Annotated in this window: 27 protein-coding genes and 1 pseudogene; 11 read left to right on the forward strand and 17 right to left on the reverse strand. The window is 70.6% G+C overall.

Annotated elements, in window-relative coordinates:
- Positions 1-252: 252 nt before the first annotated feature.
- Positions 253-639, reverse strand: coding sequence for a transposase (locus ACGFZP_RS31545; protein WP_392939512.1), 387 nt, complete (start codon positions 637-639; stop codon positions 253-255).
- A 298-nt stretch (positions 640-937) separates the two neighbouring features.
- Between ACGFZP_RS31545 and ACGFZP_RS31550 the strand changes: the two genes are divergently transcribed.
- Positions 938-1,288, forward strand: coding sequence for a hypothetical protein (locus ACGFZP_RS31550; protein WP_392939513.1), 351 nt, complete (start codon positions 938-940; stop codon positions 1,286-1,288).
- 521 nt (positions 1,289-1,809) lie between these two features.
- Here the strand turns inward: ACGFZP_RS31550 and ACGFZP_RS31555 are convergent.
- Complete coding sequence (locus ACGFZP_RS31555) at positions 1,810-2,412, reverse strand: hypothetical protein (protein ID WP_392939515.1); 603 nt, start codon at positions 2,410-2,412, stop codon at positions 1,810-1,812.
- 710 nt (positions 2,413-3,122) lie between these two features.
- On the opposite strand from ACGFZP_RS31555, the gene ACGFZP_RS31560 reads away from it, so the two are divergent.
- Positions 3,123-3,782, forward strand: coding sequence for a hypothetical protein (locus tag ACGFZP_RS31560; protein ID WP_392939517.1), 660 nt, complete (start codon positions 3,123-3,125; stop codon positions 3,780-3,782).
- 208 nt (positions 3,783-3,990) lie between these two features.
- On the opposite strand, the gene ACGFZP_RS31565 is transcribed toward ACGFZP_RS31560, so the two are convergent.
- Positions 3,991-4,485, reverse strand: coding sequence for a hypothetical protein (locus ACGFZP_RS31565; protein WP_392939518.1), 495 nt, complete (start codon positions 4,483-4,485; stop codon positions 3,991-3,993).
- Between the two features lie 444 nt (positions 4,486-4,929).
- On the opposite strand from ACGFZP_RS31565, the gene ACGFZP_RS31570 reads away from it, so the two are divergent.
- Positions 4,930-6,135 (forward strand): hypothetical protein, encoded by a 1,206-nt coding sequence (locus ACGFZP_RS31570; protein ID WP_392939520.1) that lies wholly within the window; start codon positions 4,930-4,932, stop codon positions 6,133-6,135.
- A 231-nt stretch (positions 6,136-6,366) separates the two neighbouring features.
- Here ACGFZP_RS31570 and ACGFZP_RS31575 read toward each other — a convergent pair whose 3' ends face one another.
- Positions 6,367-6,939, reverse strand: coding sequence for an SMI1/KNR4 family protein (locus tag ACGFZP_RS31575; RefSeq protein ID WP_392939522.1), 573 nt, complete (start codon positions 6,937-6,939; stop codon positions 6,367-6,369).
- A gap of 214 nt (positions 6,940-7,153) precedes the next feature.
- Between ACGFZP_RS31575 and ACGFZP_RS31580 the strand changes: the two genes are divergently transcribed.
- The 3 genes from ACGFZP_RS31580 to ACGFZP_RS31590 all read left to right on the forward strand — a co-directional run bounded on the left by ACGFZP_RS31580 (position 7,154) and on the right by ACGFZP_RS31590 (position 8,577).
- The gene (locus tag ACGFZP_RS31580; protein ID WP_392939523.1) at positions 7,154-7,501 is read left to right on the forward strand and encodes a DNA/RNA non-specific endonuclease; all 348 of its coding nucleotides are present in this window, start codon (positions 7,154-7,156) and stop codon (positions 7,499-7,501) included.
- 228 nt (positions 7,502-7,729) lie between these two features.
- Positions 7,730-7,882 carry a hypothetical protein gene (locus ACGFZP_RS31585; protein WP_392939525.1) on the forward strand — a complete coding sequence of 51 codons (153 nt, stop codon included), beginning with the start codon at positions 7,730-7,732 and terminating at the stop codon, positions 7,880-7,882.
- Between the two features lie 452 nt (positions 7,883-8,334).
- Positions 8,335-8,577 (forward strand): hypothetical protein, encoded by a 243-nt coding sequence (locus ACGFZP_RS31590; protein ID WP_392939527.1) that lies wholly within the window; start codon positions 8,335-8,337, stop codon positions 8,575-8,577.
- A 116-nt stretch (positions 8,578-8,693) separates the two neighbouring features.
- Here ACGFZP_RS31590 and ACGFZP_RS31595 read toward each other — a convergent pair whose 3' ends face one another.
- Positions 8,694-9,809, reverse strand: a complete 1,116-nt coding sequence (locus ACGFZP_RS31595; protein WP_392939528.1) for a hypothetical protein — start codon at positions 9,807-9,809, stop codon at positions 8,694-8,696.
- Between the two features lie 186 nt (positions 9,810-9,995).
- Here ACGFZP_RS31595 and ACGFZP_RS31600 point away from each other — a divergent pair, with 186 nt between their 5' ends.
- From ACGFZP_RS31600 to ACGFZP_RS31610, 3 genes are all read left to right on the forward strand, one after another.
- A complete protein-coding gene (locus tag ACGFZP_RS31600) occupies positions 9,996-10,640 on the forward strand; it encodes a hypothetical protein (RefSeq protein ID WP_392939530.1) in 645 nt (214 codons plus the stop codon).
- A gap of 99 nt (positions 10,641-10,739) precedes the next feature.
- Positions 10,740-11,042 carry a hypothetical protein gene (locus ACGFZP_RS31605; RefSeq protein ID WP_392939532.1) on the forward strand — a complete coding sequence of 101 codons (303 nt, stop codon included), beginning with the start codon at positions 10,740-10,742 and terminating at the stop codon, positions 11,040-11,042.
- Entirely contained in the window at positions 11,039-11,344 is a 306-nt protein-coding gene (locus ACGFZP_RS31610; protein ID WP_392939534.1) for a hypothetical protein, read from the forward strand. Before ACGFZP_RS31605 ends, ACGFZP_RS31610 begins: the two co-directional genes overlap by 4 nt.
- A 434-nt stretch (positions 11,345-11,778) precedes the next feature.
- On the opposite strand, the pseudogene ACGFZP_RS31615 reads toward ACGFZP_RS31610, so the two are convergent.
- The 9 genes and pseudogenes from ACGFZP_RS31615 to ACGFZP_RS31655 form a co-directional block, all read right to left on the reverse strand.
- Positions 11,779-12,042, reverse strand: a pseudogene (locus ACGFZP_RS31615) (hypothetical protein); the annotation flags it as partial.
- 375 nt (positions 12,043-12,417) lie between these two features.
- On the reverse strand, positions 12,418-13,269 hold the full coding sequence (locus ACGFZP_RS31620) for an enoyl-CoA hydratase/isomerase family protein (RefSeq protein ID WP_392939536.1): 852 nt from the start codon (positions 13,267-13,269) through the stop codon (positions 12,418-12,420).
- 31 nt (positions 13,270-13,300) lie between these two features.
- Complete coding sequence (locus tag ACGFZP_RS31625) at positions 13,301-14,527, reverse strand: MFS transporter (RefSeq protein WP_392939538.1); 1,227 nt, start codon at positions 14,525-14,527, stop codon at positions 13,301-13,303.
- A 324-nt stretch (positions 14,528-14,851) separates the two neighbouring features.
- On the reverse strand, positions 14,852-15,739 hold the full coding sequence (locus ACGFZP_RS31630; protein ID WP_392939539.1) for a dioxygenase: 888 nt from the start codon (positions 15,737-15,739) through the stop codon (positions 14,852-14,854).
- A complete protein-coding gene (locus tag ACGFZP_RS31635) occupies positions 15,736-15,858 on the reverse strand; it encodes a hypothetical protein (RefSeq protein WP_392939541.1) in 123 nt (40 codons plus the stop codon). Before ACGFZP_RS31635 ends, ACGFZP_RS31630 begins: the two co-directional genes overlap by 4 nt.
- On the reverse strand, positions 15,855-16,925 hold the full coding sequence (locus ACGFZP_RS31640; RefSeq protein ID WP_392939543.1) for a maleylacetate reductase: 1,071 nt from the start codon (positions 16,923-16,925) through the stop codon (positions 15,855-15,857). The genes ACGFZP_RS31635 and ACGFZP_RS31640 overlap by 4 nt, the downstream gene beginning before the upstream one ends.
- Positions 16,922-17,326 carry a nuclear transport factor 2 family protein gene (locus ACGFZP_RS31645; protein WP_392939544.1) on the reverse strand — a complete coding sequence of 135 codons (405 nt, stop codon included), beginning with the start codon at positions 17,324-17,326 and terminating at the stop codon, positions 16,922-16,924. The genes ACGFZP_RS31640 and ACGFZP_RS31645 overlap by 4 nt, the downstream gene beginning before the upstream one ends.
- A gap of 20 nt (positions 17,327-17,346) precedes the next feature.
- Positions 17,347-18,198: an NAD(P)-dependent oxidoreductase gene (locus tag ACGFZP_RS31650; protein WP_392939546.1), complete on the reverse strand. Its 852-nt coding sequence runs from the start codon at positions 18,196-18,198 to the stop codon at positions 17,347-17,349.
- A gap of 65 nt (positions 18,199-18,263) precedes the next feature.
- Complete coding sequence (locus ACGFZP_RS31655; protein ID WP_392939548.1) at positions 18,264-19,349, reverse strand: zinc-binding dehydrogenase; 1,086 nt, start codon at positions 19,347-19,349, stop codon at positions 18,264-18,266.
- A 312-nt stretch (positions 19,350-19,661) separates the two neighbouring features.
- On the opposite strand from ACGFZP_RS31655, the gene ACGFZP_RS31660 reads away from it, so the two are divergent.
- Entirely contained in the window at positions 19,662-20,375 is a 714-nt protein-coding gene (locus tag ACGFZP_RS31660) for a helix-turn-helix domain-containing protein (RefSeq protein ID WP_392939549.1), read from the forward strand.
- 280 nt (positions 20,376-20,655) lie between these two features.
- On the opposite strand, the gene ACGFZP_RS31665 is transcribed toward ACGFZP_RS31660, so the two are convergent.
- The 3 genes from ACGFZP_RS31665 to ACGFZP_RS31675 are packed head-to-tail and all read right to left on the reverse strand — an operon-like array spanning position 20,656 to position 23,256.
- Entirely contained in the window at positions 20,656-21,327 is a 672-nt protein-coding gene (locus tag ACGFZP_RS31665; protein ID WP_392939551.1) for a 3-oxoacid CoA-transferase subunit B, read from the reverse strand.
- Positions 21,324-21,992: a 3-oxoacid CoA-transferase subunit A gene (locus tag ACGFZP_RS31670; RefSeq protein ID WP_392939552.1), complete on the reverse strand. Its 669-nt coding sequence runs from the start codon at positions 21,990-21,992 to the stop codon at positions 21,324-21,326. The genes ACGFZP_RS31665 and ACGFZP_RS31670 overlap by 4 nt, the downstream gene beginning before the upstream one ends.
- Before the next feature lie 58 nt (positions 21,993-22,050).
- Positions 22,051-23,256 carry a thiolase family protein gene (locus ACGFZP_RS31675; RefSeq protein ID WP_392939553.1) on the reverse strand — a complete coding sequence of 402 codons (1,206 nt, stop codon included), beginning with the start codon at positions 23,254-23,256 and terminating at the stop codon, positions 22,051-22,053.
- A gap of 84 nt (positions 23,257-23,340) precedes the next feature.
- On the opposite strand from ACGFZP_RS31675, the gene ACGFZP_RS31680 reads away from it, so the two are divergent.
- On the forward strand, positions 23,341-24,225 hold the full coding sequence (locus ACGFZP_RS31680; protein WP_392939554.1) for a LysR family transcriptional regulator: 885 nt from the start codon (positions 23,341-23,343) through the stop codon (positions 24,223-24,225).
- The last annotated feature ends 10 nt before the right edge of the window (positions 24,226-24,235 follow it).

Below are 24,235 nucleotides of genomic sequence, written 5' to 3' on the forward strand. Positions count from 1 at the left end.
AGCACCGGCACGCCCGACCTTCACAACCCGACTTGCCCCATGCCAGTCGCAGGCAAGCACAGCGGTGGCGGCATGAGCCAGGGCGCCAAGAGGGCGCCAAGAGGGCGCAAGAGGTACGCCCGTACGCCCCCTCCGCCCTCGCTACCCCCCCCGGCAGGGCCCCGCCGGGGAAAAGGATCTTCAGAAGCTAGGGAGGAGCCTTCTCACCCCCACAGGAACTGCAGGTCAGGGGATTCCCTAGTGCTGGATTCCTCAAAGGCGGTACACAAATCGCCGTCGGCATTGGCGGGTTGGTGGGAGCGGTCCGCCCCAGATCCAGGGCTTGGCACGTGCGTTGAGCTGGGTGGTTGCGAGGCGGGTGGCCTGGTCGATCTCGTCGGGGCCGGCGAAGGACTGGCCGGCGAGGGCGGCCCTGCGGAAGATGCGCCACCAGCCTTCCTGGAGGTTGAGCCAGCAGGCGCCGACGGGGATGAGGACATGTCGTATCCGGGGATGGTCCTCGAGCCAGGTGCGGGTGGACAGGCTGTTGTGGGAGGACAGGTTGTCGGTGACGACAACGATCTCGCCGGTGGGGTTGGCGTCCTCGAGTACTTGTAGGAACTGTTGGTAGAAGACGCTGTTGCGGGAGGAGGCGGTCATGGTGACCTGTTGTCCGTCGCTGACGCAGGTCCTGTCTGGAGTGGGGTCCGCGGGCGGATGCCGCACCCCGTGCCCGTGCCCGTGCCACCCGGGTCCGTCCCGGCGGCCTCTTCCGGGTCTGTCCGGGGATGCCCGCCGGTCCGGTCCTGCGGGTGCCGCCCCCGGTGCCCCGCGGAGATCGGCCCCGGGGGCCCAAGTAGCATGTGGACCACGGGCGAAGGGGGGCGCGTTCATGGGGGGTGACGTGATGGAGTCCGCGGGTTTCGGGTGTGCAGCGTGCTGTGCGGAGGACGCCGTGGTGGCGCGGGCGCACCACCAGAGCCGCACCGGGGTCCGGGTCGAGAGGATGATTCAGGACGACTCGCACTTCATCGTCTCCGTCCAACGCTGCGGCCTCTGTTCGCAGGCCTTCGTGAGCGTCTTCACCGAGTACGTCGACTGGGTCGCCTCGAGGGACGCGCAGTACCGGACCGTGCTGCCGATCACGGACGCTGAGGCGGACGACCTGATGGCGGGGCGGCTGAGCTCGCACCGGGTCGGGGCCCTGGGACACGGCCGCCGCCATCTGCAGAGCGACTGGCCGAGCGAGGCCGACGAGCCGTCCGTGTACTGGGACAGTGGCGCCTTCGAGGTACGCGAGGGCTACTGACCCCGGCAGCCCCTTGCCAGCCTTGTCGGGCTGGGCCTGGCGCCGTGCCAGTCGTCGGGGTTGCCGGAGGGCCGCTGGGGGCCTGCTGGGCAGGTGGGGGCCCCGTCGTGGTCCGCCGCCGCCATGCTGTTGTGGGCTTGGGTAGCAGACAGGGCGGGGGATCTGATGGTCCTCCGCCCCGCAGGGTCCGGCCCCTCTGCGCCTGGCATGCGGGGCCGGTCGGGATCGGCTGACAAGCAGGTTGGGGTTGGACGGGGATCTGTTGCACTGCTGCCCTGGTGGCCGCGCCGGGAGGATGGTGGTGGGTCCTGCTGTTCCCGTTCCTGCGGCCTTGACCGTGCCATCGTTTGATGACGGCACCGGCCCGGAGTCGCCCCAGACCCCCTGGAGCCTTCAACAACTCCTTCGAAAACCAAAGATCGTCAACAACCGCGGATCACCCTTTCATGAGGATTATCCGGGCTCGCTGACCTTGGGCAGTCTCATCGGACTCTGAGCAGCAACTCGGTGGGCAGGACGCTTCAGACCACGTCGACAGCCATCCTGAAGCCCACGGGCCTCTCGATGATGAGTTCCGTCTGTGCCAACAGAAAGCGGTTCAGATCTTCGGACACGACGCGGGCTGCCTGGAGGGTGGACGCTAGATCGCCGGCGCTGGAGCCGGTGCCGTCCGCAATTGAGAGGAGGTGTTTCCGCATGGCCCCGGCGACCTCTGCGATCACCGCTGCGTACGGTCTCTGATCGCCCGAAGATGACGCTGTTGGAGCGACGGCCACCCCGCTTGCCGCGAGCCGGTGTAGTGAGGCCACCAGGACCGCTTCAAGGCTTCCGACCTCTTCGTCGAAGCGGCTGGCATCCACCGGCCTGCCTGCCTCGGCGTCCTGCTGGATTCGCCCCATGGCCGTCAACATGGCGTGGTTGGCGGTCCGTGCGGACGTGGCAATTTCCAGCGCCACTTGCTTGGCGAGCCGCTCTCGTTCACGCTCCGTCTCGGCCCTCTCCGCAGCGACCACGGCACTCTCCTGCTTGTGCCTTGATCGTTGCAGCAGGCTTCCACCCGCCGCACCAATCACTGCGGCGCCTAACCCGCCGATCAGCCCTATCACTGCCGTCATGTCCGCCATGGCTCGCATGCTCCTGGTCTGCCTGCCATAGGGCAAGTCCCCATGGCCGCCTAGCATCTGCGCAGGAAGCCTTGAGACGCGCTCAAAGGCCACCGAGACGGGACAAGGGTCAGGGACTACGGCGCGGGCGGCGTGCAACCGGTTCGGGACAGGTTCGCTTGAAGGGGTGTTCCCCGCGCTGTTGTTCGGCGGGGGCCTTCCGGTCCCACTGACACTTCGGTCGTGAAGCAGGTGCCGGACGAGCAGCGGCGGACGACGGTGGAGCGCCTTCAGGCGCTGCGCGAGCAGGACACGCTGACCGCCGCGCACGTCCGGTCAAGCCGACCACGCTGTACCAGGCGTTCGCCGCCGAGCTCACCCCGGCCGAACGCGCTGCCTGGCGCACCGGCGAGAGTGGCTGTCGCGCGGCGGGGGTCTACCTGCGCCGCCCGGACGCCCTGCGCGGGCGGGTCTGGGAGATGGACCACAAGCAGCTGCCGCTGCTGGTGCTGCCGCCCAAGGGCTACGTGCGATCCGTCGGCGGCGTCCCGGTTCCCGTTGCGGGCCGGTGCGGCCGTCGTCGGCGCCTACCGCCGGATCGCCCTGGTTGGTGTCGTGTGGACCGGTGGGTGGGCGTGTGGTGGGTAGGGAGCCGGTTGGGGGTGCGGGTGGCGCTGTCGGTATCCGGCGCTGTCGGACCCGGGGCAGGGGTGCGCACGGCGAGGAGGGGTATGGAGCCCGCGTTCATCACGGGGATCGCCTCGGTGGTGTCGGCTGGTGTTGCGTGTGCCGGGACGTACGTCACCATGCAGGCAAATCGGCGGCACGACAGAGCCGAGCAGGACGCGAGGACCCGCGACAGGCGGGAGGCGGTCTACGTCGAGGCCGAGACGCTCGCTGCCGCTTTCGAACGTGCCGCCGTCCTTCTCGTCGATGCCGTGCCGCAGGAGCGGGTCGCGGTGCGCAGGGAGCTCGGCGAGCACCGGCTGCGCATGCTGCGCCATCATCGTGCGCTCGCCCTGACGGGGCCGGTGGGGATCACCTACATCTGGCAGCTCGTCGACGGGCGTGCCGACAATCTGGTGCGCGCACTGGACGACCTCGGATACGGCGACCCGCACCATGTGCAGACGACCGAGGAGCGGAGGCGGGCGACCGGGGAACTGGTCGTCTTCGCCCGGAATATCGCCCCGTCGTTCGGCATCATGGGCGCGCTGTTGGACGATCCGCGGCTGATGGGCAGACTCGACATCGAGCACGGGGTCGACGCCGAGAGCGAGAGGCTCAGCGTGAGGCTTCCCGCGGCCAAGCGCCGGCTGCGGTGGCCGGGTCGGCGCCCGGCCGATAGCTACGAGGCGCTGGGGCGGCCGGCGTCAGAGAGGACCGATTAGCCCGGGCGGCCGCCAGGAGCCCTTGGCCCTGGTGCGCTGCTGCCCGCCGGGAGGGGGCGATCGGGTGGTGTGGGGGTGTTGCGTGATCGGCTGTTGGTGACGGAGCTCCCGCCCGCCGTCCCGTCCTCGCCCGTTGGGCCGGATCACCCCGGCGCGGCCGGCCCGCCGCCGCCCAGCGCAACCTGTTCAACCGCATGCACGGCCAGCTTCACCACTGCCTCAAGAACCGCCGGCTGTTCGACGAGGACACGGCCTTCCCTGCCGCAGGTGGAGAGCCCAGCGCACTGGCCGCATAGGCCGGAGAGCGATCACGCCACTGGCGGTCGTACCCACGGGGCCAGACGTTCCCCGGCCGCCAGATTCCCGCGCCAGTACCGGAAGACGATCCCCTGGACGACTTCAGCTGCCCGGCTGCGATCAGCCCGGAGGCGGGCTCAGAGCCGCCCGCGTCGGCTTCGAATGCGACTACCACCGCCGGTGCTTCCCCGACCTGCCGGGACACGAGCTGGACCTCGTCCGGTGTCGGATCGCGAAACGTCGGATCTTGGAAGACCGCCGGACACATGACGAAGACCGGGTCGCCGAAGACCAACTTCAAACCATGGTGGTACGACAGGTCATAGCCCGCGCCCAGCCGAAACTGAACGGCGTTCCAGTCGACGACGTCCCAGTCCCACCAGGACCCCTCGGGAAGTTGGATCACGATCCTGCCCCCAAATTCGAACGATCAGACAGGCTATCCCGGCATCCGCAGCCGCCGACTTGACCGCTTGGCGCCGTGAGGTGTCTTGTCCGCGAGGACCGCCTCGGGCCGGGTACGGGGCCGACCGCACGGCCGGGGCGCGGATGGCGGCCATGACCTGCGCGACCCCGGGGGCGGGTTGCACCCCTTCCTGTGGGAGTTCGCCGGGGGGATCTGGCGGGGGAGCGGTGCGGGTTCCGGGCGCTCCGGGGCCGGGCGCGGGTGGCCGTCGTCCGCGGTTGGCGGCCGATTCAAGAGGGCGGCTGGCCGCGTGGTCTTGGCCAAGGCCTGCTCGTGTGTGCGACGGCACCGGCTGGGAGAATCTCCGGCATGACTTCCCCGCTCCGTGTTCTGCGTGTCCTCGGTGCGCGCCCGTTTGCCGAGGTCGGTGAGCCTGTCCTGGCTGTGTCCGACGAGGGACGTGGTCTGCTCGCCGTGGCGGGTGGGCCCGGGTTCGCCCAGATGGCCACGGTGGCGGTGTATGGCATGGGGGACCTCGGCTGCCGGGCCGTGCTCCGGACCCGGTTCCCGGTGCAGGCCCTGGCCTTCCACCCGACGGAACCCCTGCTCGCCGTTGGGACGGGGGAGTACGACGGCGGCTACTTCTTCGAGGGCGAGCTGCTCCTGCTGGATTGGGAGACGGGAGCTGCGCGCTCCCTCATCGAGGGCGACATGGGCCGGCAGGTTCTCGGGCTGACATGGCTGGACGGGCAGGCACTGCGGGTCCTGATGGCGCCGTACGACGACTACAAGGACGAACGGACGGCCCACAGCGAGGGCCACGTCGCCATCGTGCGGCGGCCCGACTGGCACGCCGTCGCGCCCCACTCGCTCGTACCCGCAGACCTGGCCGGCCCCCGGGTACCCGCTCCGCGGCCCGACGGACGTGACGAGGCCCGGTCAGCACTCTCGGCGCTGAGCCCGGACTGGGAGCCCCGGTATCAGGTCCTTGCGGTCGAGGAACTGCCCGACGTCGGCCTGCTGGCCATCCTCCACGAGGAGGAGGACGCGCCAGAACGGCCTGCACCAGGCGACCGCGAGGACGGTCTGCTGATCCGGCACCGGGCCACTGCGTACGTCGAGCGGCGGGATCGCCTGCGGATCCGGCGCGGCAGCCGGGACTACGTCCGCCAGAGCGCACGAGCCCGTCGGGGCCCCAAGCAGGACTGGCTCGCGGCACGCTCCTCCCGGGGGACGGGCACCCACCCCCTGTTCCCGCTTTCGTGGGAGCCCGGGCAGACGCACTTCCCCGGCCCGGGGGTGGAGACCGGCGACGGCGACCTGGTGTACGCCGGCACCATCTACGACGGCCGGGGCCTGCAGCCCGGCGGCTCCTTCGTCGTCCGCCGCGCGGCCGCCGACGGCGCGCCCCGCTGGATCTTCCGGACCGACCACGTCGCCACCGACCTCGACACCGCAGCTGACACTGCCTACCTGGCCTACCGCAACGGCGAGCTCCTCGCCCTCGGCCTCCACGACGGCACCCCCCGCTGGCGACACCGGCTGACCATCGCCGGCGTCCCGGCCGTCCCGACCGCGCTCACCGCGACCGAACCCGGCCGCCTGCTGGTCGGCACCTCCGACGGCCGGATCCTGGAGTGCGCCGTCTGACCCCTCACCCGGCAGACCCGTGACCTCGAACGTCCTCTACCCCTCGACCGTCGAGAGCGACGCCCCCTGATATCGGCGGTCAAACTTCGCTGAGATGGGTCACCCGCCTCTGTCCTGCGACAGGTGATCTTGGCCGATTGCCAACTGATCTCGACCGGCCGGGGTGGGTTCTCGCCGGTGGCGCCGTGCGAGTGCGGGAGCCGCCGAGGGGCCCTGCCCGGCCGGCTCCGGTCACCATCTCGCGACGTCGGAACGGACCCTGGGCAGGGCCCACGGCTCCACCGCGCCCGTGACCAGGTCGGCCAGGAACTGAACGGCTCCGCCGGTGTAGTTCCACCAGGCGGAGTTTCGCGAGGCGACCGTGACCGTCCACTCCTGCGGCCCGGCAGGGCTGGTGGCCCACAGGAAGAGATCGCCCTGGTTCGAGCCGGCCCAGGGGAGGAGCCCGTCCGGCGCGGGATAGGGGTGGAACGGCACGGCGAGGTCCGCTTCCGAGCACCGCTCCTCCACGTCCTCCAGTGTTCCGCGCAGACCCTGCACCCAGGACTGCTCGTGGCCGCGCTCCGGACCGCCGAAGCCGAGGAAGTCCCCCAGAGCGAAGGTCGGGTAGAGCTCGCGAAGGAGCTTGAAGTCCTTCGGCAGGGCAGTGCCCAGTTCGGTCTCCACCTGCCGCCAGTCGACGTTCCTGGCCGCTGGCAGACGCAGCGACGCCAGGCTCGGAACCGCGCTCTCCAACGCGGCGACCGCCTCGGCGGGATCTGTCAGTCGGCGAATCGGAGCCTGCGTACCGGCAAAGTCATCCATGGGACCAGGGTGTCAGGGCAGCAACCAGCACCTACTCGCATCCCGCTCCATCGGTGGTCAAGATCGCTTGGCAAACGGTCAAGATCACCTGTCGGAGGACAGCCGCCGCCCGCCTTTCGGCTGCTGCCAGCCCGTCAGGCCGCCGCCTGCCCTCGCCCGTTGTCGGTCCGTCGGACTGCCGCCCGGGCCCGGCCGCCGGCCATCGCCGCCCGGGATGGACGAGATCCGGAACGAAGGCAATATAGCCGCGAACGGCCACCTGATACCGGCAGCCGCGAAGGGGTCGGGGATCGATCTCCGTAACCTTGTTGCCGATTACCGGGAGACCAATACGCCGTATCTGAGCACTGGTGTGGAGAGAGGCATCGTCCAATCCATAAAATCAGGGAAGCATGTGGCTGTGGAGATCGAACCGCACTATCGGAATGGCAATTCTGGTGTGCCCGAGACTCTGGAGTACACGTACTTCATGCTTGAAGACAATGTCTTCAAGCACTGCGTGATCACGCAAAACGCGACTGGCGGTACCACAAAGGGCACCGCGAACTGTCCCAAGTTGTGAGAGGAGACCGGTTGTGGTCGACCATCTGGATGAGGTCCAGGCCGTCATCGGGCCGCCCAGTGGGCCCGGGGCGTCGGACGAGAGCTGGCGTGAGCTCGAGGCGGAGCTGGGCGTTGAGCTGCCAGGCGACTTCAAGGAGCTGACGGGGCTGTACGCGCCGATTCTGATCGGGCACTCGATCACCCTTTGTAGCCCCGCAACGACACAGCCTTTAACCTGGGTGTCTACATGCGGGAGACCGTGGTCGCCTACGAGGACTGCGAGTTCTCGGAGGAGAACTTTCCCGGGTTTCGCGAGCCCTTGGGGTTCGGTGCCCCGGACGGGCTGATTCCCGTCCTGTCGACGGCGCACGGGGAGTCCGTCTTCCTGGCCCCGTACTGACACCCGGTACGGGTGGTGCATCGTCGTCTATGTGGGTGCCGATGACGAGTTCTACCGTTACGACCTGACCTTCGCCGAGTGGTTCCGCTGCTACCTGCGGGGGAGGACATGGCAGGCCCGAACAGCGGGCAGGACTTCCTGAACCCGATCGTGCTGATGGACCTCCACGTGCCTTCCGGAGAGAAGCCGGTGGAGCGGTTCGGGCCGGTGCGGGCGTCGTAGACGCCCCGCACCCCACGCCAAGGGGGCGAGCGCTGGCCAGGCCTGCTGCGGGCGCCGGGAGGGCCCGTGATGTTCCGTCACGGCTGTGTCGTGCCAGTGGTTCTGAAGCAGCTGATTTCTGGATCATGCTCTTGACCTGGTGTTCTGTAAAAACTGGAACAAGGTGTCTCAACGGCCATGAGCCCGTCTCCACGGACGGGCTCGGCCACCGGATACTCGCCGGCGGCGTCGTGCTGCAGCTCTGGCTCGACGGAGCGCAGGATGTCGTGACGACGATCCGGCCCCGGATGGACAGCCGGCAGTACCCCTTGATCGTGGAGTTCGACTTCGAGGGCCTGCCCGGCGGCCACGCCGACCGTCTCGTATGGGCGCTGAAGGACCACCCCGGAGTGGTCAGCGAGAATGCCTGCCACCACACCCGCCCCGTCCAGGGCCTTCAACCGCCCCCCACCGTGGATCAGGGCAACGGCTGAGACAGGCCGTGGTCGAACCCCGGTCACCACCTCAGTAGGACGCGTAGGCATCCCCAGGGGTCGGTGTGCCTGCGCAGGGCGGCTGTCGGGGTCGGGGCTGGACCGGCGGACGCAGGCTAGAACAGGCCCATGCGCATGTACTGGGTGTGCTTCTCAAGGATCGCCCGCAGCCATGGGGTGCGGACCGCCGGCAGCCGCACCAGGGTGTGCTGGAAGACTTCCGGATCGGCCCGGAACATCCGGTGGGCGCGTGGAGCGGGCGGGTCGTCTCGCAGGACGTCGTAGGGCATGGTGCCCGAGGCGGGGACCGGCAGATGCGGCTCGGGGAAGGCCAGCCACAGCCACACGCCGACCGGCAACGGCACCAGGTGTGCCGCGGCGGTGGGGCCGGCTGATTCGGCCGGGGCCCAGACGCCTCCCGTCTGCGGATGGCTCGGCACGAGGAGGATGTCGGCGCCATCGCCGGGGGCGGGCAGCCCCGGTCCGGCCAGGACGGCACGTCGCATCGACGGGCCCGCTGGCAGCAGAGCGTCGAGGGCTCGCCGGAACACCTCCCCGGTCAGACCGTCCGGAACAGTCACCGGTCGGCCTTGCGAGGCCGCCAGGAGATGAGCGAGCGCCCGGCCGGCCGCAGCCTCCCACTGCGGGCTCCACGACCAGAAGTGGCCCGATCCCTGACGCGACCCCCACGTCGCGATCGGCTCGAACGGAGGCGTGCCCTTCTCCACCGCCATCAGCTCAGCCCAGGACAGCGGTGCGCTCTGGGCACCGTCGACAGGCAGGCGGTGCACGGAGTCCGGCGCAAGCCACACCGCCTGCCAGAGCGAGCAGTCGTCAATCCGGCTCGCCACGGGCAGCCCGCAGGCCTCGCAGGCCATGTTGGGGCCGTCTGCCCCGTCGATACCGCAGCAGGCGCCGCCGCGTTTCTCCGGGAGCAGCCGGGTGCCGCGGGTATCTCCGGGTGCGACGACGATCGCGCCGGGCACGCCATCGGACAGGGTGCGGACCGGCGCATGGATACCGCGGGCGGCCGCCTCGTCCGGATCGATCTCGTCCCACCTCCGCCACGGCGGCCCCCACGGCTCCGGATCCACCGCGAACGCGCCCGGTGCCATCAGCACAGGGAGCTGAATACCGTTTCCGTACTGCTGACGGGCATGGGCCGGCAGGACAACCTGGGACAGCGGGGCGGTCAGTTCGGCGCCGCACCCCGCGCACACGAAAACGAACAAATATCCTCCGGTTGCGAAGCTGAGGCATCATCGCAGCTCGGCAGCGGACAGCCAAGCAGGTTTCCAGGGCGGCATGTCAGCGGACGCGGCAGACTGGCTCTGGCGCGAGTTCCGTGAACGATCTTGGACCTGGTGTAATCCCAGGGTGAGAGGGTGCCGGAGCCAGGGGCTCGGCGTGGGGCGGGGATGGGCGGACAGATGGCGGCGGTAGAGCACCGGGATGCCGTGCTGAGGCGGGCGCGGACGGACTGGGAGCTGATGCCCCTGGACGGTGTCGGGCCGTTGCGGTTCGGCATGCCGATCATCGAAGTCGCTGCCGCGCTGTCGGGCATGAGCGAGCTGCACCGCTTCCAGGCCGGGCCGTCGGAACCGAACACCCTGGGCGTCGCGTTCGGCGAGAGGCCCACGGAGCCTGCCGTGTACGGCTACTTCATCCGCGGGCAGCTGTTCTGCGTCGCGGTCGACGCGGCCTTCGGACCCCAGGTCACACTCTGGGGAAGGGAGTTGACGGCCTGCGTGCCGGCAGATTTGGAGCGGTTCCTTCTGCACGCTTCCGAGTGTGGGGCGCTCGGTGTGTCCTATGGTCCGCGGGGCAACCCCGGGGCCGCCGGCATCGGCTTGGTCCTGCGGGTGCAGGAGGTCGCGGGCAATGCTGTGACCCGGCCGGTGATGGTGGGACGGGGCTGGGAGGACCGGTGCACCGACGACTGGGAAGGGCCGATACCGGAGTGCGAATGGATCGGCCGGCAGTGGTTCTACCCGGGCTACTCGGAGTACTGGCCTCCGCCTGGCCACGCGACGTCTTGGGGCGACTGGCAGCCTCCTTTCTAGGCTGAGCGTGAACGGCCACGATGCCAACAGGCACCGACTGCTACGGCGCGAGTTCCGTAAAGCCCGCATGTGGGCGGCCGCGGTTGGCGATCATGACGGGTGTCTGTCACTGATCTGCCGCTTGCGGCGGCTTGGCGGGCCGGGGCGGACAGCTGGACCGACGACCAGCGCAAGGCCCTGGCCAACGACCTGACCCGCCCACAGCTCCTGGCTGTTTCCGCCGCCTCCAACCGCTCCAAGGGCGACCAGAGCCCCGACCAGTGGAAGCCACTGCTCCAGTCGGCATGGTGCAACCACGCCAAGGCCTGGACGGACGTGAAGAGCTACTACAAGCTGACGGTCACCAAGCCGGAGAAAGCCGCGGTCGGCCAGATGCTCGACACCTGCCCGGCGGGCTCATGAGCACCTCGGGCCGGGCCGCCGCCGGGGCCGAGCCGATCGTCACCACCGGCATCACCGCTGGGCCAGGCGGCGTCATGACCGTCGAGGTCGGCGTCGTCACCGGCGACCTCACCCTGCGCACCACCTGGGACGGCCGCCAGGCGATTCTGGACGTCCAGTACGACGGCGCCGACGAGTGGTACACCGTGGAGGGGTCCCCGGTGCCTGCCCCGAGCGCCGACGCAGCCGAAGCTGCCCACCGGGCGATGGCCGACACCGTCCGCCGTGGTGGTGCAGCCACAACCGCGGACCTTGAGAGGTAAGGCACTGCTTCGCCGCCCGTAGGCCACCGTAGGAGGCTTGGGGGATCGCCTGGACGACCTCGTCGGCGTTGGTGGGCGCATGCCCGACAACACCCTCTACCGGGAGCGGGACAGGATGGGCTGCGAAACCCCTCCGCCGGGGCAGGAACCCAAGTTTCAAATAGCAGGCGCCCGGCGCTGGTCCCGGCCACCCGCTGCACGGTGGAGACGGGCAGGCTCGCGAGCTGGCCGACGGTCTCCACGCCGCAGCGCACCAGCGCGCTCCCCAGTACCGGGCCGACGCCGGGCAGCGCCCGTACGGACTGGGCGTGCAGGAGGGCCAGGGCCTCGTCGGGGTCGTCGACGATCCGGACGCCGCCGAGCGGGGTGGTGTCGGCGAGCAGCTGGGCGAGCATCCGCGTACGGGCACCGCCGACCGAGACCAGCAGGCCGAAGTGCGCCGCGAACCGGGTCTGCACCAGGTCCGCGATCCCGGCCGGGCTGCGCCCGAAGTAGCGCAGCGCGCCGGTGACGTCGAGGACGGCGGCGTTCGGTGGCAGGGCCTGCACGACGGGCGTGATCTGGGCGAGGACGTCGAACAGCTCGGTGTGCACCTCGAAGCACGGCTGGGCGAGGCGCAGGTGGAGAATCTGCCGCTCCTTCATCTGGCCCTCGACCAGGCGGTACGCGTCGCCCGCGTCTGTGCTGCGTACGGACATGGCTCACCCCGCCGATCCGGCCTTCACCAGACACCTCAGACTGTCTCGTTCGCCGGAGGAGACAAGCAAGGTTGCACGAGAGTCCGTTCCGGTGGGCCCTCCTGGGTGAGTGGTCATGACGGCGGCCCTCCTGACAGCGTCCCTCCCGGGCCCTCCACGGTAGTAGATGTTCGAATATTTGTGCGAGTGAAAATAGATGTCTGTGTTCCGGTTGGCCAGGAAGACAAGTCCCCGGGGATGGAAAGAGGACCGGGTGCCGGGCGGTGGTGGCCGCCCGGCACCCCGGGTTTTCACGTTCTGCGGTTGGGTTATACCCAGCAGTGGTCGGCGTCGGGTCGTGGTTGAAGACAACGCCGCCGAACACCGCGACCATGGTCAGGGCAGCGGCGACGACGGCGCTTCCACTGCGGGCGACACAGGTGTGGTGAACACCGGCGTGCGCTTCGACAGGAAGGCGCTGAGCCCTTCTCGGCCGTCCGGGCCGCCGAGCAACTCGGCGATCGAGATCGCCTCGGCTTCGAGCTGGGTCTTCAGGCCGGACGGCGGCTCCGAGGCGGCGCGGAGGACTCGCTTGGTGGCGGCGATCGCCGGGGCGGATCCCTTTGCGAGGAGTCGGACCACTTCCTCGGCTTCGCGTGCCAGGGCCTCCTGCGCCACTACTCGGCTGACCAGCCCCCAGCGATGGAGTTCGTCCGCGGTCACGATGCGGTTGGTGAGGGCGAGGTCGAGTGCCCGGGCCAGTCCGATGCGGCGGGCCAGGAACCAGGACACCCCACAGTCGGGTGACAGCCCCGCTGCCGTGTATGCCACTCTCAGCCTGGCTGCGCTGCCGACGAGCACGATGTCCGCGCTCAGGGCGATTCCGATGCCTCCGCCGGCGACGGTGCCGTGGACCGCGCTGACGACCGGCAGCGGGATGTGGGCGAGCGTGTTCAGGGCCTCGTGCAGGATCGCCGCGGTCTCGCCGATTCGCCCCGAGGGGTCGGGGGTGTCGGCGAACCAGCGGAGGTCGCCCCCGACGCTGAACACCGGTCCCTGGGCGGTCAGGAGGGTGGCGCGCAGGGTGCCGTCGGCCGCGCCGGCGAGGAGCCGGGCGGTCGCTTCGCGCAGGCCGAGGGCCATGTTCCCGTCCAGGGCGTTGCGGGTGTCCGGGCTGGCCAGTTCGATCCGGGCGATGGCTCCATCGCGGACCCAGCGCACCCGGTGGTGCAGAAGTTCCTCACTCATCTGGGAACTCCTCCAGGAGCGTTCGCGGGCATCAGGCGTTCGACGGGGCGGTGAGTCCGACGAGAGCCTCGGCGCCCGGGTCTTCCGCGTGGTCGCCGGTGCGGGGCAGCAGCAGGGTGACCGCGGCGCCGAGGGCGAAGAAGCCGGCGCAGACGATCAGGCCGCCGCTGAATCCGATCGAGCCGGCGAGCCCGGCGAGGGCGAAGGGCGCGAAGGCGGAGACTCCGCGGCCGATGTTGAAGCAGAACCCGGCGCCGGTGGTGCGAGCCCTGGTGGGGAAGAGTTCGCCCAGGTAGGACCCGAACACGGCGAAGAAGGCGGTGAAGGCGCCGAAGACCGGGCCGAGCCACAGCAGTGTCGTCTGGTGGGTGGTGAGGGCGTAGACGGGCAGGGCCGCGATCGCGCCGATGAGGGTGAGGATGATGGTCGGGCGGCGGCCGATTCGGTCGGCGAGGAGGCCGAAGCCGTTGCAGCCGACGAAGATGCCGATGTTGAGGATCATCACGAAGCGGGCCATGGATCCCGGGGCCAGGCCGCGCTCGGTGGTGAGGTAGGTCGGCAGCCAGGTCATCGCGCCCCAGTAGCCGGTCAGGACCAGGGCCGCCATGAGGGTGCCGAGCAGGGTTGTGCGGCGCAAGGGGCCTCTGAGGACGTCGCGGACGGAGACGGCGGCGGCGGCGTTCCCGGCCTTCTGCGCGGCCCAGTCGGCCGACTCGCGGAAGCAGAAGAGGACGACGGCGACCGGGGCGACGACGGCTGCGCCGGCGATGAGGAACAGCAGCCGCCAGTTCGGCAGCAGGTAGCCCGAGAGGGTGGCGGCGAGGATGCCTCCGGCCGGGAAGGCGCTGATCACGAACGCGGCGGCGCGGCCGCGGCTCTCGGCCGGCCAGGTCTCCACGATGTAGGCGGACACGACGCTCCACACGGTGCCGAGGCCGATGCCGGCGAGGAAGCGCAGGATCAGGAAGACACTGAAGTTCGGCACGGCGTAGAGCGCGACGGTGAACCCGCCGAACGTCAGCAGCGAGAGGACCAGCGCCTTCTTGCGGCCGAAGTTGTCCGCCAGGTAGCCGCCGAGGACGCTGCTGACGCCGATGCCGAGCAGGGTGGCGGTCGCGAGGAGGCCTCCCTGATAGACGGTCAGGCCCATGTCGTGGCGGATCCGCGGGAGCGTCAGGGACAGGAGGACGATCTCCAGGGCGTCGAACAGGTAGGCGAGGAAACACCCGCCGAGCACGATCCAACGAGTACGTCGCATGGTTGCACCTCCGGGTAGGCCGCCCGGACGGATCCGGGCAGCACTTGTCTGCATGTCGCATGGGTCAGAATCGGAAGGCCCTTGGTGGGGCGCACGAGGTCGAGGTCCGGCCCTGCGCGTTCAGCGCGCCTGGGCGGAGGGCCGCCGCGGGTTCGGTGTGGGCCCGGGCGGTCGTGCCGTGGCTCTTGATACGGGGGCCGCCATCGGTACGGCGGAGCGGTGGGTGCACGCCTGTCGCCGTGGGGGCGGTCCGCCCGGCCTGGTTGTGGGCGCGGGCCGGGCGGACAGGACCCTGGGTCGGGTCCGGGCCGGGGTGAGGGCCGGTCAGTGGTGGTCGGCGGGGGCGAGCACGAGGTCGAAGGTCATGCTCGTCCAGTTGTCCCGGGGGTGTGTGCCGTCGGGTGCCGGGCCGGCGCGATGGTGCCCCGGCTCGACGACGAGGCTGTCCTTGACACCGAACACCGCGTCCCGGTCGAGGTAGGGGTCGCCTGCCACGAAGACGTGCGTGATCAGGGTGCGGTGGCCCGGCGCTGCGACCTTGAAGTGCAGGTGCGCCGGCCGCATCGGGCCCCGGCCGGCGGCTGCCAGGAGGTCGCCGACCGGTCCGTCGTGCGGGATCGGGTACGGCGCGGGCAGGACCGTCCAGAACCGGTAGCCGCCGTCGGGGTCGGTCCGCAGCCAGCCTCGGCCGGCGGAGCGGTCGCCGTCGTACTGGACGTCGTAGTAGCCGTCGTCGTCGGCTCCCCACACGTCCACCCGCGCGCCGTCGATCGGCGTGCCGTCCACGGACCGCACCTGGCCCGATACGTAGAAGGGTGTCCCGGTGGCGCCGCGGGCGAGGTTTCCGCCGAGCGGGGCCTCCGGTGCGTCGTCGACGAAGAACGGCCCGAAGACGGTGGCCTCGGTCGCGCCTTGGGTGTCCTGCTCGTTGATGGCGACGGTGAGCATGGACAGTCCGAGGACGTCGGACAGCAGGATGAACTCCTGGCGGCGTTCGTCGGTGATGTGCCCGGCGCGGGTGAGGAACTCGATCGCGGTCTCCCACTCCGCCTCGCTGAGCCGCACGTCCCGGGCGAAGGCGTGCAGGTGCCGGACCAGGCTGTGCATGACCTCGCGCAGCCTCGGATCGGGGGACTGGTCGAAGCTCGCGAGGACGCGCTCGGTCACCGCCTCTTCCCGGCGTGCGGCGCGGGGGCGCTCGGTCGTCGTCATGTGTCCTCCTTGCTGGGGCGGTCCTGGCTCTCGGTCGGTTCGGCTATCCCCTCCAAGTGCCGGACCAGGAACCGGATGACCTCCTGGACCGGCGGATCGGTCTCCTCGCGCAGGGTCATGTGTTAGCTCCGCCGGGGGCGGTCCCGGCCCAGGCGGCGTGCAGCAGCCTCCTCACACCGGAAGGGGTGACGGGACGCGGGTTGTCGGCCGGCGCGAGCGCGAGGATGTCGTCGAGCACCGCCTCCAAGTCACGTTCGGCCAGACCCAGTTCCTGGAGGCCCTGCGGGACGCCGAGCTTCGCCCCGAGCTCGTGCAGGCCCCCGACGGGGTCGACCTGCCCAAGGGCAACGGCGATCCGGGCTGCGGCCGCAGGGGCGTCCGGCGCGTTGAAGGCAAGCACGTGCGGCAGCACGATCGCGTGCGTCTGGGCATGCGGCAGGTCGAACGCCCCGCCGAGCACATGGCAGATCTTGTGGTGGAGCCCGGACCCGGCGACGGAGAACGCCGAGCCGGCCAGGTAGGCACCCAGCAGCAGGTCGGAGCGCGCCGCACCGTCGGCGCCGTCGGCGGCGATCGCAAGCAGGCCGGCCGCGAGGTGCCGGATGCCCTCGGCGGCCACCGCGCTGGAGACCGGGTTGCGGCGCGGCGCCCAGAAGGCCTCGACGCAGTGGGCCATCGCGTTGAGTCCGCTGGCCACCGACAACTCCGGCGGCAGCGTGAGGGTCAGGTCCGGGTCGTAGACGACGGTCCGCGGGAGCACGCGCGGGTCGGTGCCGGTGGTCTTGCGGTTCTCCTCCGTCAGACCCCACACCGGGGTAACCTCGGAGCCGGCGTAGGTGGTCGGCACGGCCAGGATCGGCAGTCCGGTGGTCAGCGCGACCGCCTTGGCGGTGCCCGTCGTCGACCCTCCGCCGACCGACAGCACCAGGTCCGCACCGGCGGCCGCCGCGCGGGCGCGCTCAGCGACCTCGACCGGCACGTGCGGGCGGACGTCGGTGAACTCCGCCGCGATCCGGCCGGCGAACGGGGCGCACAGCTCGCGGGCCAGATCGGCCTCCGAGGATCCCGCGATCAGCAGGATCCGCCTCGCGCCGAACGCGTCGACCTCGGCCAGCAGCCCGGTGCTCGCGGCGCCGGAGCCGAACACGACACGTCCGGGCAGGGCGTCGTAGGTGAACGCGTTCATCGGAGCGCCTCCGGCAGGACGGTGGGCTGGTAGCCCAGCAGCAGCCAACGGTCGCCCTCGCGCACCCACACCGCCATCGCCTGGTTCGCCAGCGACTTGCGGACCCCACCGGCGGTGATGTCGGCGAACATCCGGCCGATCACCACCGCGGTGTCCCCGACCACCAGGATCCGGTCCACGGGGTGGTCGATGCGGTGATAGACGTAGAAGCCCGACCGGAGCTTGTCCCGGTACGACTCCAGCGTGTCCACGGCCCCGTTGGAGTGGGTGTACGCGAGATCGGGATGGGCCAGGGCCGTGAAGGCCTCGATGTCGCCCCCGACCACCGCCTCGTAGCGGGCGTCCTCCAACAGGCGGATCATCGTCTCCACCTCGGTGCTGGGAATGCTTCCGGCAGTCACAGAATCTTCTCCTTCATTCGTCACACGCTGCGCGAACCGACGCGCAGCCGCAGGGCGGTGAGCACCCGCGCCATGTCCTCCTGGCCGAGCCCGGCGTCCACCGCCGCGTCCAGGAGCTCGAAGGCGGTCTCGGACACCGGCAGGCTGAGCCGATGCGCACGGGCCAGGTCGAGCGCCAAGGCGAGGTCCTTGCGGATCAGCGACACCGGCGCGGCCACACCGGCGGTGTCCGGGGCGAGGAACGCCTCCTCCTTGTAGCCGACGTACGGGGCACCGGCCGCGCTGTTGCGCAGCACGCCGTAGAAGGAGCGCAGGTCGAGCCCGCCCGCCTCGGCGAGGAGCAGTCCCTCGGCGACACCCTGGCTCAGGGCCGCGAGCACGGCGTTGACCGCCAGCTTGGCCGCCGAGCCGGACCCGGCCGTGCCGCAGTGGTACTGGGCGGCGGTCATGGCCGCAAGGACCGGGCGCACCCGTTCGAACTGCTCAGGGCTCGCCCCGACCATGGTGGTGATCGAGGCCGCCTCCGCCATCGACACGCTCCCCGACACCGGGGCGTCGATGACGTCCACTCTCGCGTCGGCTGCCAACTGCCGCACCAGCGCGGGCCCCACGGTGCCCATCACCACATGGAGGTGATCGGTCGCGGTGTCCGCCAGGCCCGTCAGCACAAAGTCCCGGGTCGTCGCGCCGTTGGGCAGCATGCTGATCGTCAGCTGCGCCTCGGCCAGCGCGGCCGCGGAGGGCATGAGCGTGACTCCCTCCGGAGCTCGGCCGAGCCCCGGATCGTGTCCCAGGACGGTGTGGCCGGCCCGCGCGAGGTGGGTGGCCATGGGCAGGCCCATCCGGCCGAGGCCGGCGAATCCAATCAGCACGGTGTGCCTCCAGCGTGGTGCGTGTCCGGTGTCATCAGGCAGGTGTTCCTCGATCTCTTGTTCAGTCAGGTTGAACGCCGGTCGCCTCGTGCCGTCGGATCCACAAGGATCTTTCCGTCGACCGCGCCGCTCGCCAGGCGCTCCAGCCCGAATGCGACGAGGTCGTCGAGGGCGATCACGCCCTCCAGGAGCAGGTCCCCCAGCGGGCCGGCGGCAAGGATGTCCAGCGCGGGTGCCAGGTCCTCGTCGCAGACATGGGCGACGCTGGACTCGATCGTGATCTCACGCAGGGCCAGCGCGGACATGTCCACGCGGGGGCTCTCCTTCGGCAGGCCGACGGCCAGCACCCGGCCGCCGGCGGCGACCATAGCGAGCGCGTTCTCGTACTGCCCCGGGGCGCCGCTGGCCTCGATCACGACGTCGGCGCCCGTGCCGCCGGTGGCCTCCAGCACGGCCGCCACAACATCCTCGTGCGCGGAGACGGTGCGCGCGGCGCCGAGTTGCAGCGCGCGGTCGAACTTCGGTCCCGGCAGGTCGACGACGGTCACCTCGGCCGCGGCCAGGTGGTTCAGGCCGACGAGCACAAAGGTTCCGATCGCGCCGGCGCCGATCAGCACCACCCGGTCGCCGGGCCGCACGCCCGACCGTCGGGCGGCGTGCAGTCCGACGGCCAGTGGCTGCGCCATGCCGGCGTGGTCCAGCGACATCCCCTCTGGGACGGGGCGCAGCGTCCGGGCGGGTGCCGCGACGTATTCGGCAAGGCCGCCGTGGGCGTCGAGCCCCAGGGTGTAGTAGCGGCGGCAGACGTTGGTACGACCCAAGGCGCAGCGGTCGCACGCGCCGCACCACACGCCGGCCCCGGCGGCGACGATCCGGCCCGCACGCAGTCCGGGGGCTCCTGTGGCGTCGACGATCTCGCCGACGAACTCGTGGCCGGGAATCATCGGGCCGAGGTGTCCGCTGGCGCGGTGCTGTTCGGTGAGCGGGGCCATCACCGGGCCCTTGGACCACTCGGTGAGGTCGGTCCCGCAGATCCCGTTGCGCCGCACGGCGATCAGGACTTCACCGGCGCGCGGCACGGGCACCGGTATCTGCTCGATGCGGATGTCCCGGGCGCCGTGGTAGACGGCGGCGCGCATTGTCTCGGCCATGCGGGGGCTCCCGAATCCTGGGCTCTGGATGCTGTGGCGTCGCAGGCGCCCGGTGGGTCCCAGGGCACTTGGGCGACGCCACGTGTTCACTTCTACTGAACACGTGCGCCCATATTGAACTCAGCAGGTCACGGTGTCAACGCACCGTTTCGAGGAAGTCAAAAATGCGAGTTCGGGGCAACGGGGCGTGCTGGCGGGCGGCCCGCTGTTCACTGTCACCGAACCCGTGTAGCGTTCTCGGACGGTAGTGCCCGGCAGTCAGTCGGCCCGGAGAACAGGGGCAGTTACGTGGAGGAACGGATCGGCCCGGCCTTGCGTGAGGCGAGGAAGGCCCGCGGCATCAGCCTGCGCGCCCTGGCCACGGACACGGGGATCTCCGCCAGCCTGTTGTCGCAGGTGGAGAACGGGAAGAGCCAGCCCTCGGTGAGCACGCTCTACGCCCTGGTCAGCCGGCTGCAGGTCTCCCTCGACGAGCTCCTCGGCCTGCAGGTGGGCAAGCCGTCGCAGCCCCCGGAGCCGCAGGACGGCGACGCCGCGCCCGTCGGCCTGCGCGGCCCGGACGTGGTCATCCAGCGGGCAGCCGACAACCCGGCACTGGACATGGACAACGGCGTGCGCTGGGAGCGCCTGGCCTCCTTCGACAACGGCCTGGTGGACGCCCTGCTGGTGACCTACCGGAGCGGGGCGAGCAGTTCGGTCGAGGGCACGCTGATGCGGCACGGAGGGTTCGAGTACGCGTACCTGCTGGAGGGGTCGCTCACTCTGGTGCTGGCGTTCGATCGCTACGAACTCCGGGCGGGCGACTCCTTCTGCTTTGACTCGACCCGCCCACACCTCTACGTCAATCAGGGCCAGGAAACGGCGCGCGGTCTCTGGTACGTCGTCGGCCGCAACAGTGAGCAGGACACGCGGGAGCGACTCGCCGACCTGCTCGACCGGGCCCTCGCCGGCACCGACGCGGGCCCGGCCAACGTCGTCGAGGTGTTCCGCCGTCTCGAAGAGCAGCGCGCCGCCTCCGGTCGCTGACCGGCCGCTGACTGTCTTCCCGCCGCAGAAGTCACAGGTCAGCCCGTCACCTGCCAGCAGCCCACGCCAAGGCAACGGCGGTGCAGGGCGGCGGGAGACGGCGGTTGTCACCGCCTGCTCGTCACCTCTGCTACCAGGATCGCCGCCATGTGGGCGGCCGGCGCCTGGCTTGGTCGGTCAGGCTCGTGCTCGGGCGGCCATGGCGCGGCCCCGGGCCGCTGCCCTTCCACGGGCGGAAGACCATCATCGGCTGCTGCGGATCCGCCGAGGCGGCCGATGGTCAGGCCCGGGCCGACGGGATGAGTGGCAGGTCCAGGCGTCCGGCGAGTTCGTCGACGGTGGCGCCGAAGGTCTCCCTGACGGTGAGGCCTTGCGGGGTGATGTCGAAGACGGCGAGGTCGGTGTAGACGCGGTCGACGCAGCCGAGCCCGGTCAGCGGGTAGGTGCATCGGGGAACGAGCTTGGGAGCCCCGGTCCTGGTGAACAGCGTCATCATCACGAACACCTTCCTGGCCCCAATTGCCAGGTCCATAGCGCCGCCGACCGCCGGGATGGCGTCGGGTTCGCCGGTGTGCCAGTTGGCGAGGTCACCGGCCCTGGAGACCTGGAAGGCGCCGAGGACGCAGATGTCCAGGTGGCCGCCGCGCATCATGGCGAAGGAGTCGGCGTGGTGGAAGTAGGCGGCGCCCGGCAGTTCGGTCACAGGGATCTTGCCGGCGTTGGTGAGGTCGGGGTCGATCGCGTCGCCGTGGGCGGCGGGGCCCATGTTGAGCATGCCGTTCTCGGTGTGGAGCACCACTCCGGCGTCGGCCGGCAGGTGGTCGGCGACGAGGGTCGGCTGGCCGATGCCCAGGTTGACGAAGGATCCGCGGGGGATGTCGCCGGCAATGAGGGCGGCGATGCCGTGCTTCTCCAGCGGACCGAGCCCGGCTCCGAAGTCGTTGTCCGTCATGTGCCGGCCTCCTGCACCACGCGGTCGATGTAGATGCCCGGGGTCACCACGGTCTCCGGGTCGATGACGCCTGTGTCGACGATCTCGCCGACCTGGGCGATCACGGTGGTGGCGGCGGTGGCCATCACCGGCCCGAAGTTGCGGGCCGTCTTGCGGTAGACGAGGTTGCCCATGCGGTCGGCCCGGTGCGCGCCGATCAGCGCGACATCTCCTCGGATCGGGTGCTCCAGCACGTAGGTGCGGCCGTCGATGACGCGGGTCTCCTTCCCCTCGGCCAGCACCGTCCCAGCGCCGGTGGGGCAGAAGAAAGCCCCGATGCCGGCCCCGGCCGCCCGGATCCGCTCGGCCAGGTTGCCCTGCGGTACGACCTCCAGCTCGATCCTCCCGGCCAGGTACAGGCCGTCGAAGACGTGGGAATCGCTCTGCCGGGGGAAGGAGCAGACGACTTTGCGGACACGTCCCTTCGCCAGCAGGGCGGCGAGGCCGGTGTCGCCGTTGCCCGCGTTGTTGGACACCACGGTCAGGTCGGTGGCGCCCTGGCGGATGAGCGCGTCGATCAGGGCGACGGGCATCCCGGCCATCCCGAAGCCGCCGACGAGGACGGTGGAGCCGTCCTCGATACCGGCGACCGCCTCGTCGGCGTCATCACACAGCTGTACGGTCATCGTTCGACCTCCTCGTCCCCGGTGAGCACCTCGTCGGCACCGGCCCGCAGTTGTACGGTCATCGTCCGGCTCCCGCGACGTTCTCCAGGACGACGGCGAGTGCCTGCCCGACGCCGATGCAGATCGCGGCGACGCCCCAGCGCTCGCCGGACTCGGTCAGGCGGTGGGCGAGTGTGCCGAGCAGCCGGCCGCCGGAGGCGCCGAGCGGGTGGCCGAGTGCGATGGCACCGCCCTTGGTGTTGACGATGCCCGGGTCGATGTCCCAGGCGTCCACGCAGGCCAGTGCCTGGACGGCGAAGGCCTCGTTGAGTTCGACCGCGCCGACCTGGGGCCAGCTGATCCTGGCCTGCTTCAGTGCCCGGTTCGCGGCCTCCACCGGCGCGAAGCCGAACATCTGCGGGTCGAGCGCGAACACGCCGCGGCCCGCGATCCGGGCGAGCGGCTCGGCGCCGAACCGGTGGGCCGCCGCTTCCGAGCCGAGGAGCACCGCCGAAGCGCCGTCGCTCAGGGGGGAGGCGTTGGCCGCCGTGATCGTGCCGTCCGGCCGGAAGGAGGGCTTGAGTGAGGCGAGCGGCTCGACCGTGGACCCGGGGCGGATGCCCTCGTCACGGTCGAGGGTGTCGCCCTTGCGGTTGACCGCGACCGGCACGACCAGGTCGTCGTAGAAGCCGGCCGTCCACGCGGCGTCGGCGAGGTCGTGGGAGCGGACGGCGTACTCGTCCTGCCGCTGCCTCGGGATGTCGAACCTGTCGCCGAGTTGTTCGTTGGCCTCGCCCAGGGGGACGGTCCACTCCTTCGGCATCCGCTCGTTGACCAGCCGCCATCCCAGCGTGGTCGACACCGCGGCGAGGTCGTCGGCGGGGTAGGCCCGGTCGGGCTTGGGCAGCACCCACGGGGCTCGGCTCATCGACTCCACGCCGCCGACCAGCACGATGTCCGCGTCGCCGGTCTCGATGGTGCGGGAGGCGATCAGTGCGGCGTCCAGGGAGGACCCGCACAGGCGGTTGACGGTCGTGGCCGGCACCGAGGTGGGCAGCCCGGCCAGCAGGACGGCCATCCGGCCGACGTTGCGGTTGTCCTCGCCGGCGCCGTTGGCGTTCCCCCACACCACATCGCCGATCTCTCCGGGATCGAGCGCCGGCACCTTGGCCAGCACCCCGCGCACGGCACACGCCGCGAGGTCATCGGGCCGGACCCCGGCCAGTGCGCCGGAGAACCGCCCGAAGGGCGTCCTGGCCGCTGCATACAGGTAGCTGTCTGTCATGGCCTCACGGTAGGTTCACCCACTTCATCGCGTCCAAGACCTAGTTCTTCTCCATTGATAAGCCATCCGCATAAGATCGGGGGCATGGAACTCCGCCAGGTCCGCTACTTCCTCACGCTCGCGGAGGAGTGCCACTTCGGCCGTGCCGCGGCCCGCCTGCACGTCGCCCAGCCCGCCCTCTCCCAGCAGATCAAGCAGTTGGAGCGGGAATTGGGGACACCGCTGTTCCACCGCTCCACCCGGCACGTCGAACTCACCGAGGCAGGCCGCCAGCTGACCGGCTACGCGCGCACCCTGGTCGCCGAGGCCGAACGCGCCCGCGCCCACATGGCGGAGCTGGTCACCGGCCAGGCCGGTCGCGTCTCGGTCGGCTTCATCGGCACCGCCACCTACGACGTCCTCCCCCACGTCGCCCGCACCGTCCGGGCCCGGCTGCCGCACATCACCCTGGAACTGCGCGGCGAATTGCTCACACCCCAGCTCACGGACGGGCTGGTCACCGGCGCCTACGACCTGGCGGTGTTCCGGCCCGGCGCCGTCCCCGAGGGCGTGAACACCACGCCGCTGCGCACCGAGCCGCTGGTGGCAGTCCTCCCAACCCACCACCCGCGGGCCGCCGATCCGCGGCTCCCCCTGGCGGCGCTGGCCGGCGAGCCCTTCGTGATCCACCCGGCGCAGCCGCGGTCCGCCATGTACGACCGCGTCCTGTCCGCCTGCACCCGGGCCGGCTTCCAACCCCCGTCCCTCGTCGAGGTCGGCGAGACCGCCACCCTGGTCGTCCTCGTTGCCGCCGGGCACGGCGTGGCACTCGTGCCGGCGTCGGTGCAGAGCCTGAGGCTCGACGGCGTGACATACGTGCCGCTGGCCGAGACGGAGGCCGTCGAACTCGTCCTCGGCCATCGGGGACAGCGCAACTCGCCGGCCGCGCAGCAGGTCGCGGCGGTCGTCGAGGAGTGCGTCCGTGGGTGACCGGCACTAC

This window comes from Kitasatospora sp. NPDC048239 (assembly GCF_043202015.1).
Classification (GTDB): Bacteria; Actinomycetota; Actinomycetes; order Streptomycetales; family Streptomycetaceae; genus Kitasatospora.

Excerpts from the sequence above, each read along its gene's own strand:
- ACGFZP_RS31620 (WP_392939536.1), bottom strand. The coding sequence starts at position 13,269 with ATGAGTGAGGAACTTCTGCACCACCGGGTGCGCTGGGTCCGCGATGGA.
- ACGFZP_RS31625 (WP_392939538.1), bottom strand. The coding sequence starts at position 14,527 with ATGCGACGTACTCGTTGGATCGTGCTCGGCGGGTGTTTCCTCGCCTAC.
- ACGFZP_RS31585 (WP_392939525.1), top strand. The coding sequence starts at position 7,730 with ATGCGGGAGACCGTGGTCGCCTACGAGGACTGCGAGTTCTCGGAGGAG.
- ACGFZP_RS31675 (WP_392939553.1), bottom strand. The coding sequence starts at position 23,256 with ATGACAGACAGCTACCTGTATGCAGCGGCCAGGACGCCCTTCGGGCGG.
- ACGFZP_RS31580 (WP_392939523.1), top strand. The coding sequence starts at position 7,154 with ATGGACGAGATCCGGAACGAAGGCAATATAGCCGCGAACGGCCACCTG.
- ACGFZP_RS31610 (WP_392939534.1), top strand. The coding sequence starts at position 11,039 with ATGAGCACCTCGGGCCGGGCCGCCGCCGGGGCCGAGCCGATCGTCACC.
- ACGFZP_RS31560 (WP_392939517.1), top strand. The coding sequence starts at position 3,123 with ATGGAGCCCGCGTTCATCACGGGGATCGCCTCGGTGGTGTCGGCTGGT.
- ACGFZP_RS31630 (WP_392939539.1), bottom strand. The coding sequence starts at position 15,739 with ATGACGACGACCGAGCGCCCCCGCGCCGCACGCCGGGAAGAGGCGGTG.
- ACGFZP_RS31555 (WP_392939515.1), bottom strand. The coding sequence starts at position 2,412 with ATGGCGGACATGACGGCAGTGATAGGGCTGATCGGCGGGTTAGGCGCC.
- ACGFZP_RS31680 (WP_392939554.1), top strand. The coding sequence starts at position 23,341 with ATGGAACTCCGCCAGGTCCGCTACTTCCTCACGCTCGCGGAGGAGTGC.
- ACGFZP_RS31575 (WP_392939522.1), bottom strand. The coding sequence starts at position 6,939 with ATGGATGACTTTGCCGGTACGCAGGCTCCGATTCGCCGACTGACAGAT.
- ACGFZP_RS31600 (WP_392939530.1), top strand. The coding sequence starts at position 9,996 with ATGGGCGGACAGATGGCGGCGGTAGAGCACCGGGATGCCGTGCTGAGG.
- ACGFZP_RS31665 (WP_392939551.1), bottom strand. The coding sequence starts at position 21,327 with ATGACGGACAACGACTTCGGAGCCGGGCTCGGTCCGCTGGAGAAGCAC.
- ACGFZP_RS31545 (WP_392939512.1), bottom strand. The coding sequence starts at position 639 with ATGACCGCCTCCTCCCGCAACAGCGTCTTCTACCAACAGTTCCTACAA.
- ACGFZP_RS31640 (WP_392939543.1), bottom strand. The coding sequence starts at position 16,925 with ATGAACGCGTTCACCTACGACGCCCTGCCCGGACGTGTCGTGTTCGGC.
- ACGFZP_RS31655 (WP_392939548.1), bottom strand. The coding sequence starts at position 19,349 with ATGGCCGAGACAATGCGCGCCGCCGTCTACCACGGCGCCCGGGACATC.
- ACGFZP_RS31670 (WP_392939552.1), bottom strand. The coding sequence starts at position 21,992 with ATGACCGTACAGCTGTGTGATGACGCCGACGAGGCGGTCGCCGGTATC.
- ACGFZP_RS31635 (WP_392939541.1), bottom strand. The coding sequence starts at position 15,858 with ATGACCCTGCGCGAGGAGACCGATCCGCCGGTCCAGGAGGTCATCCGG.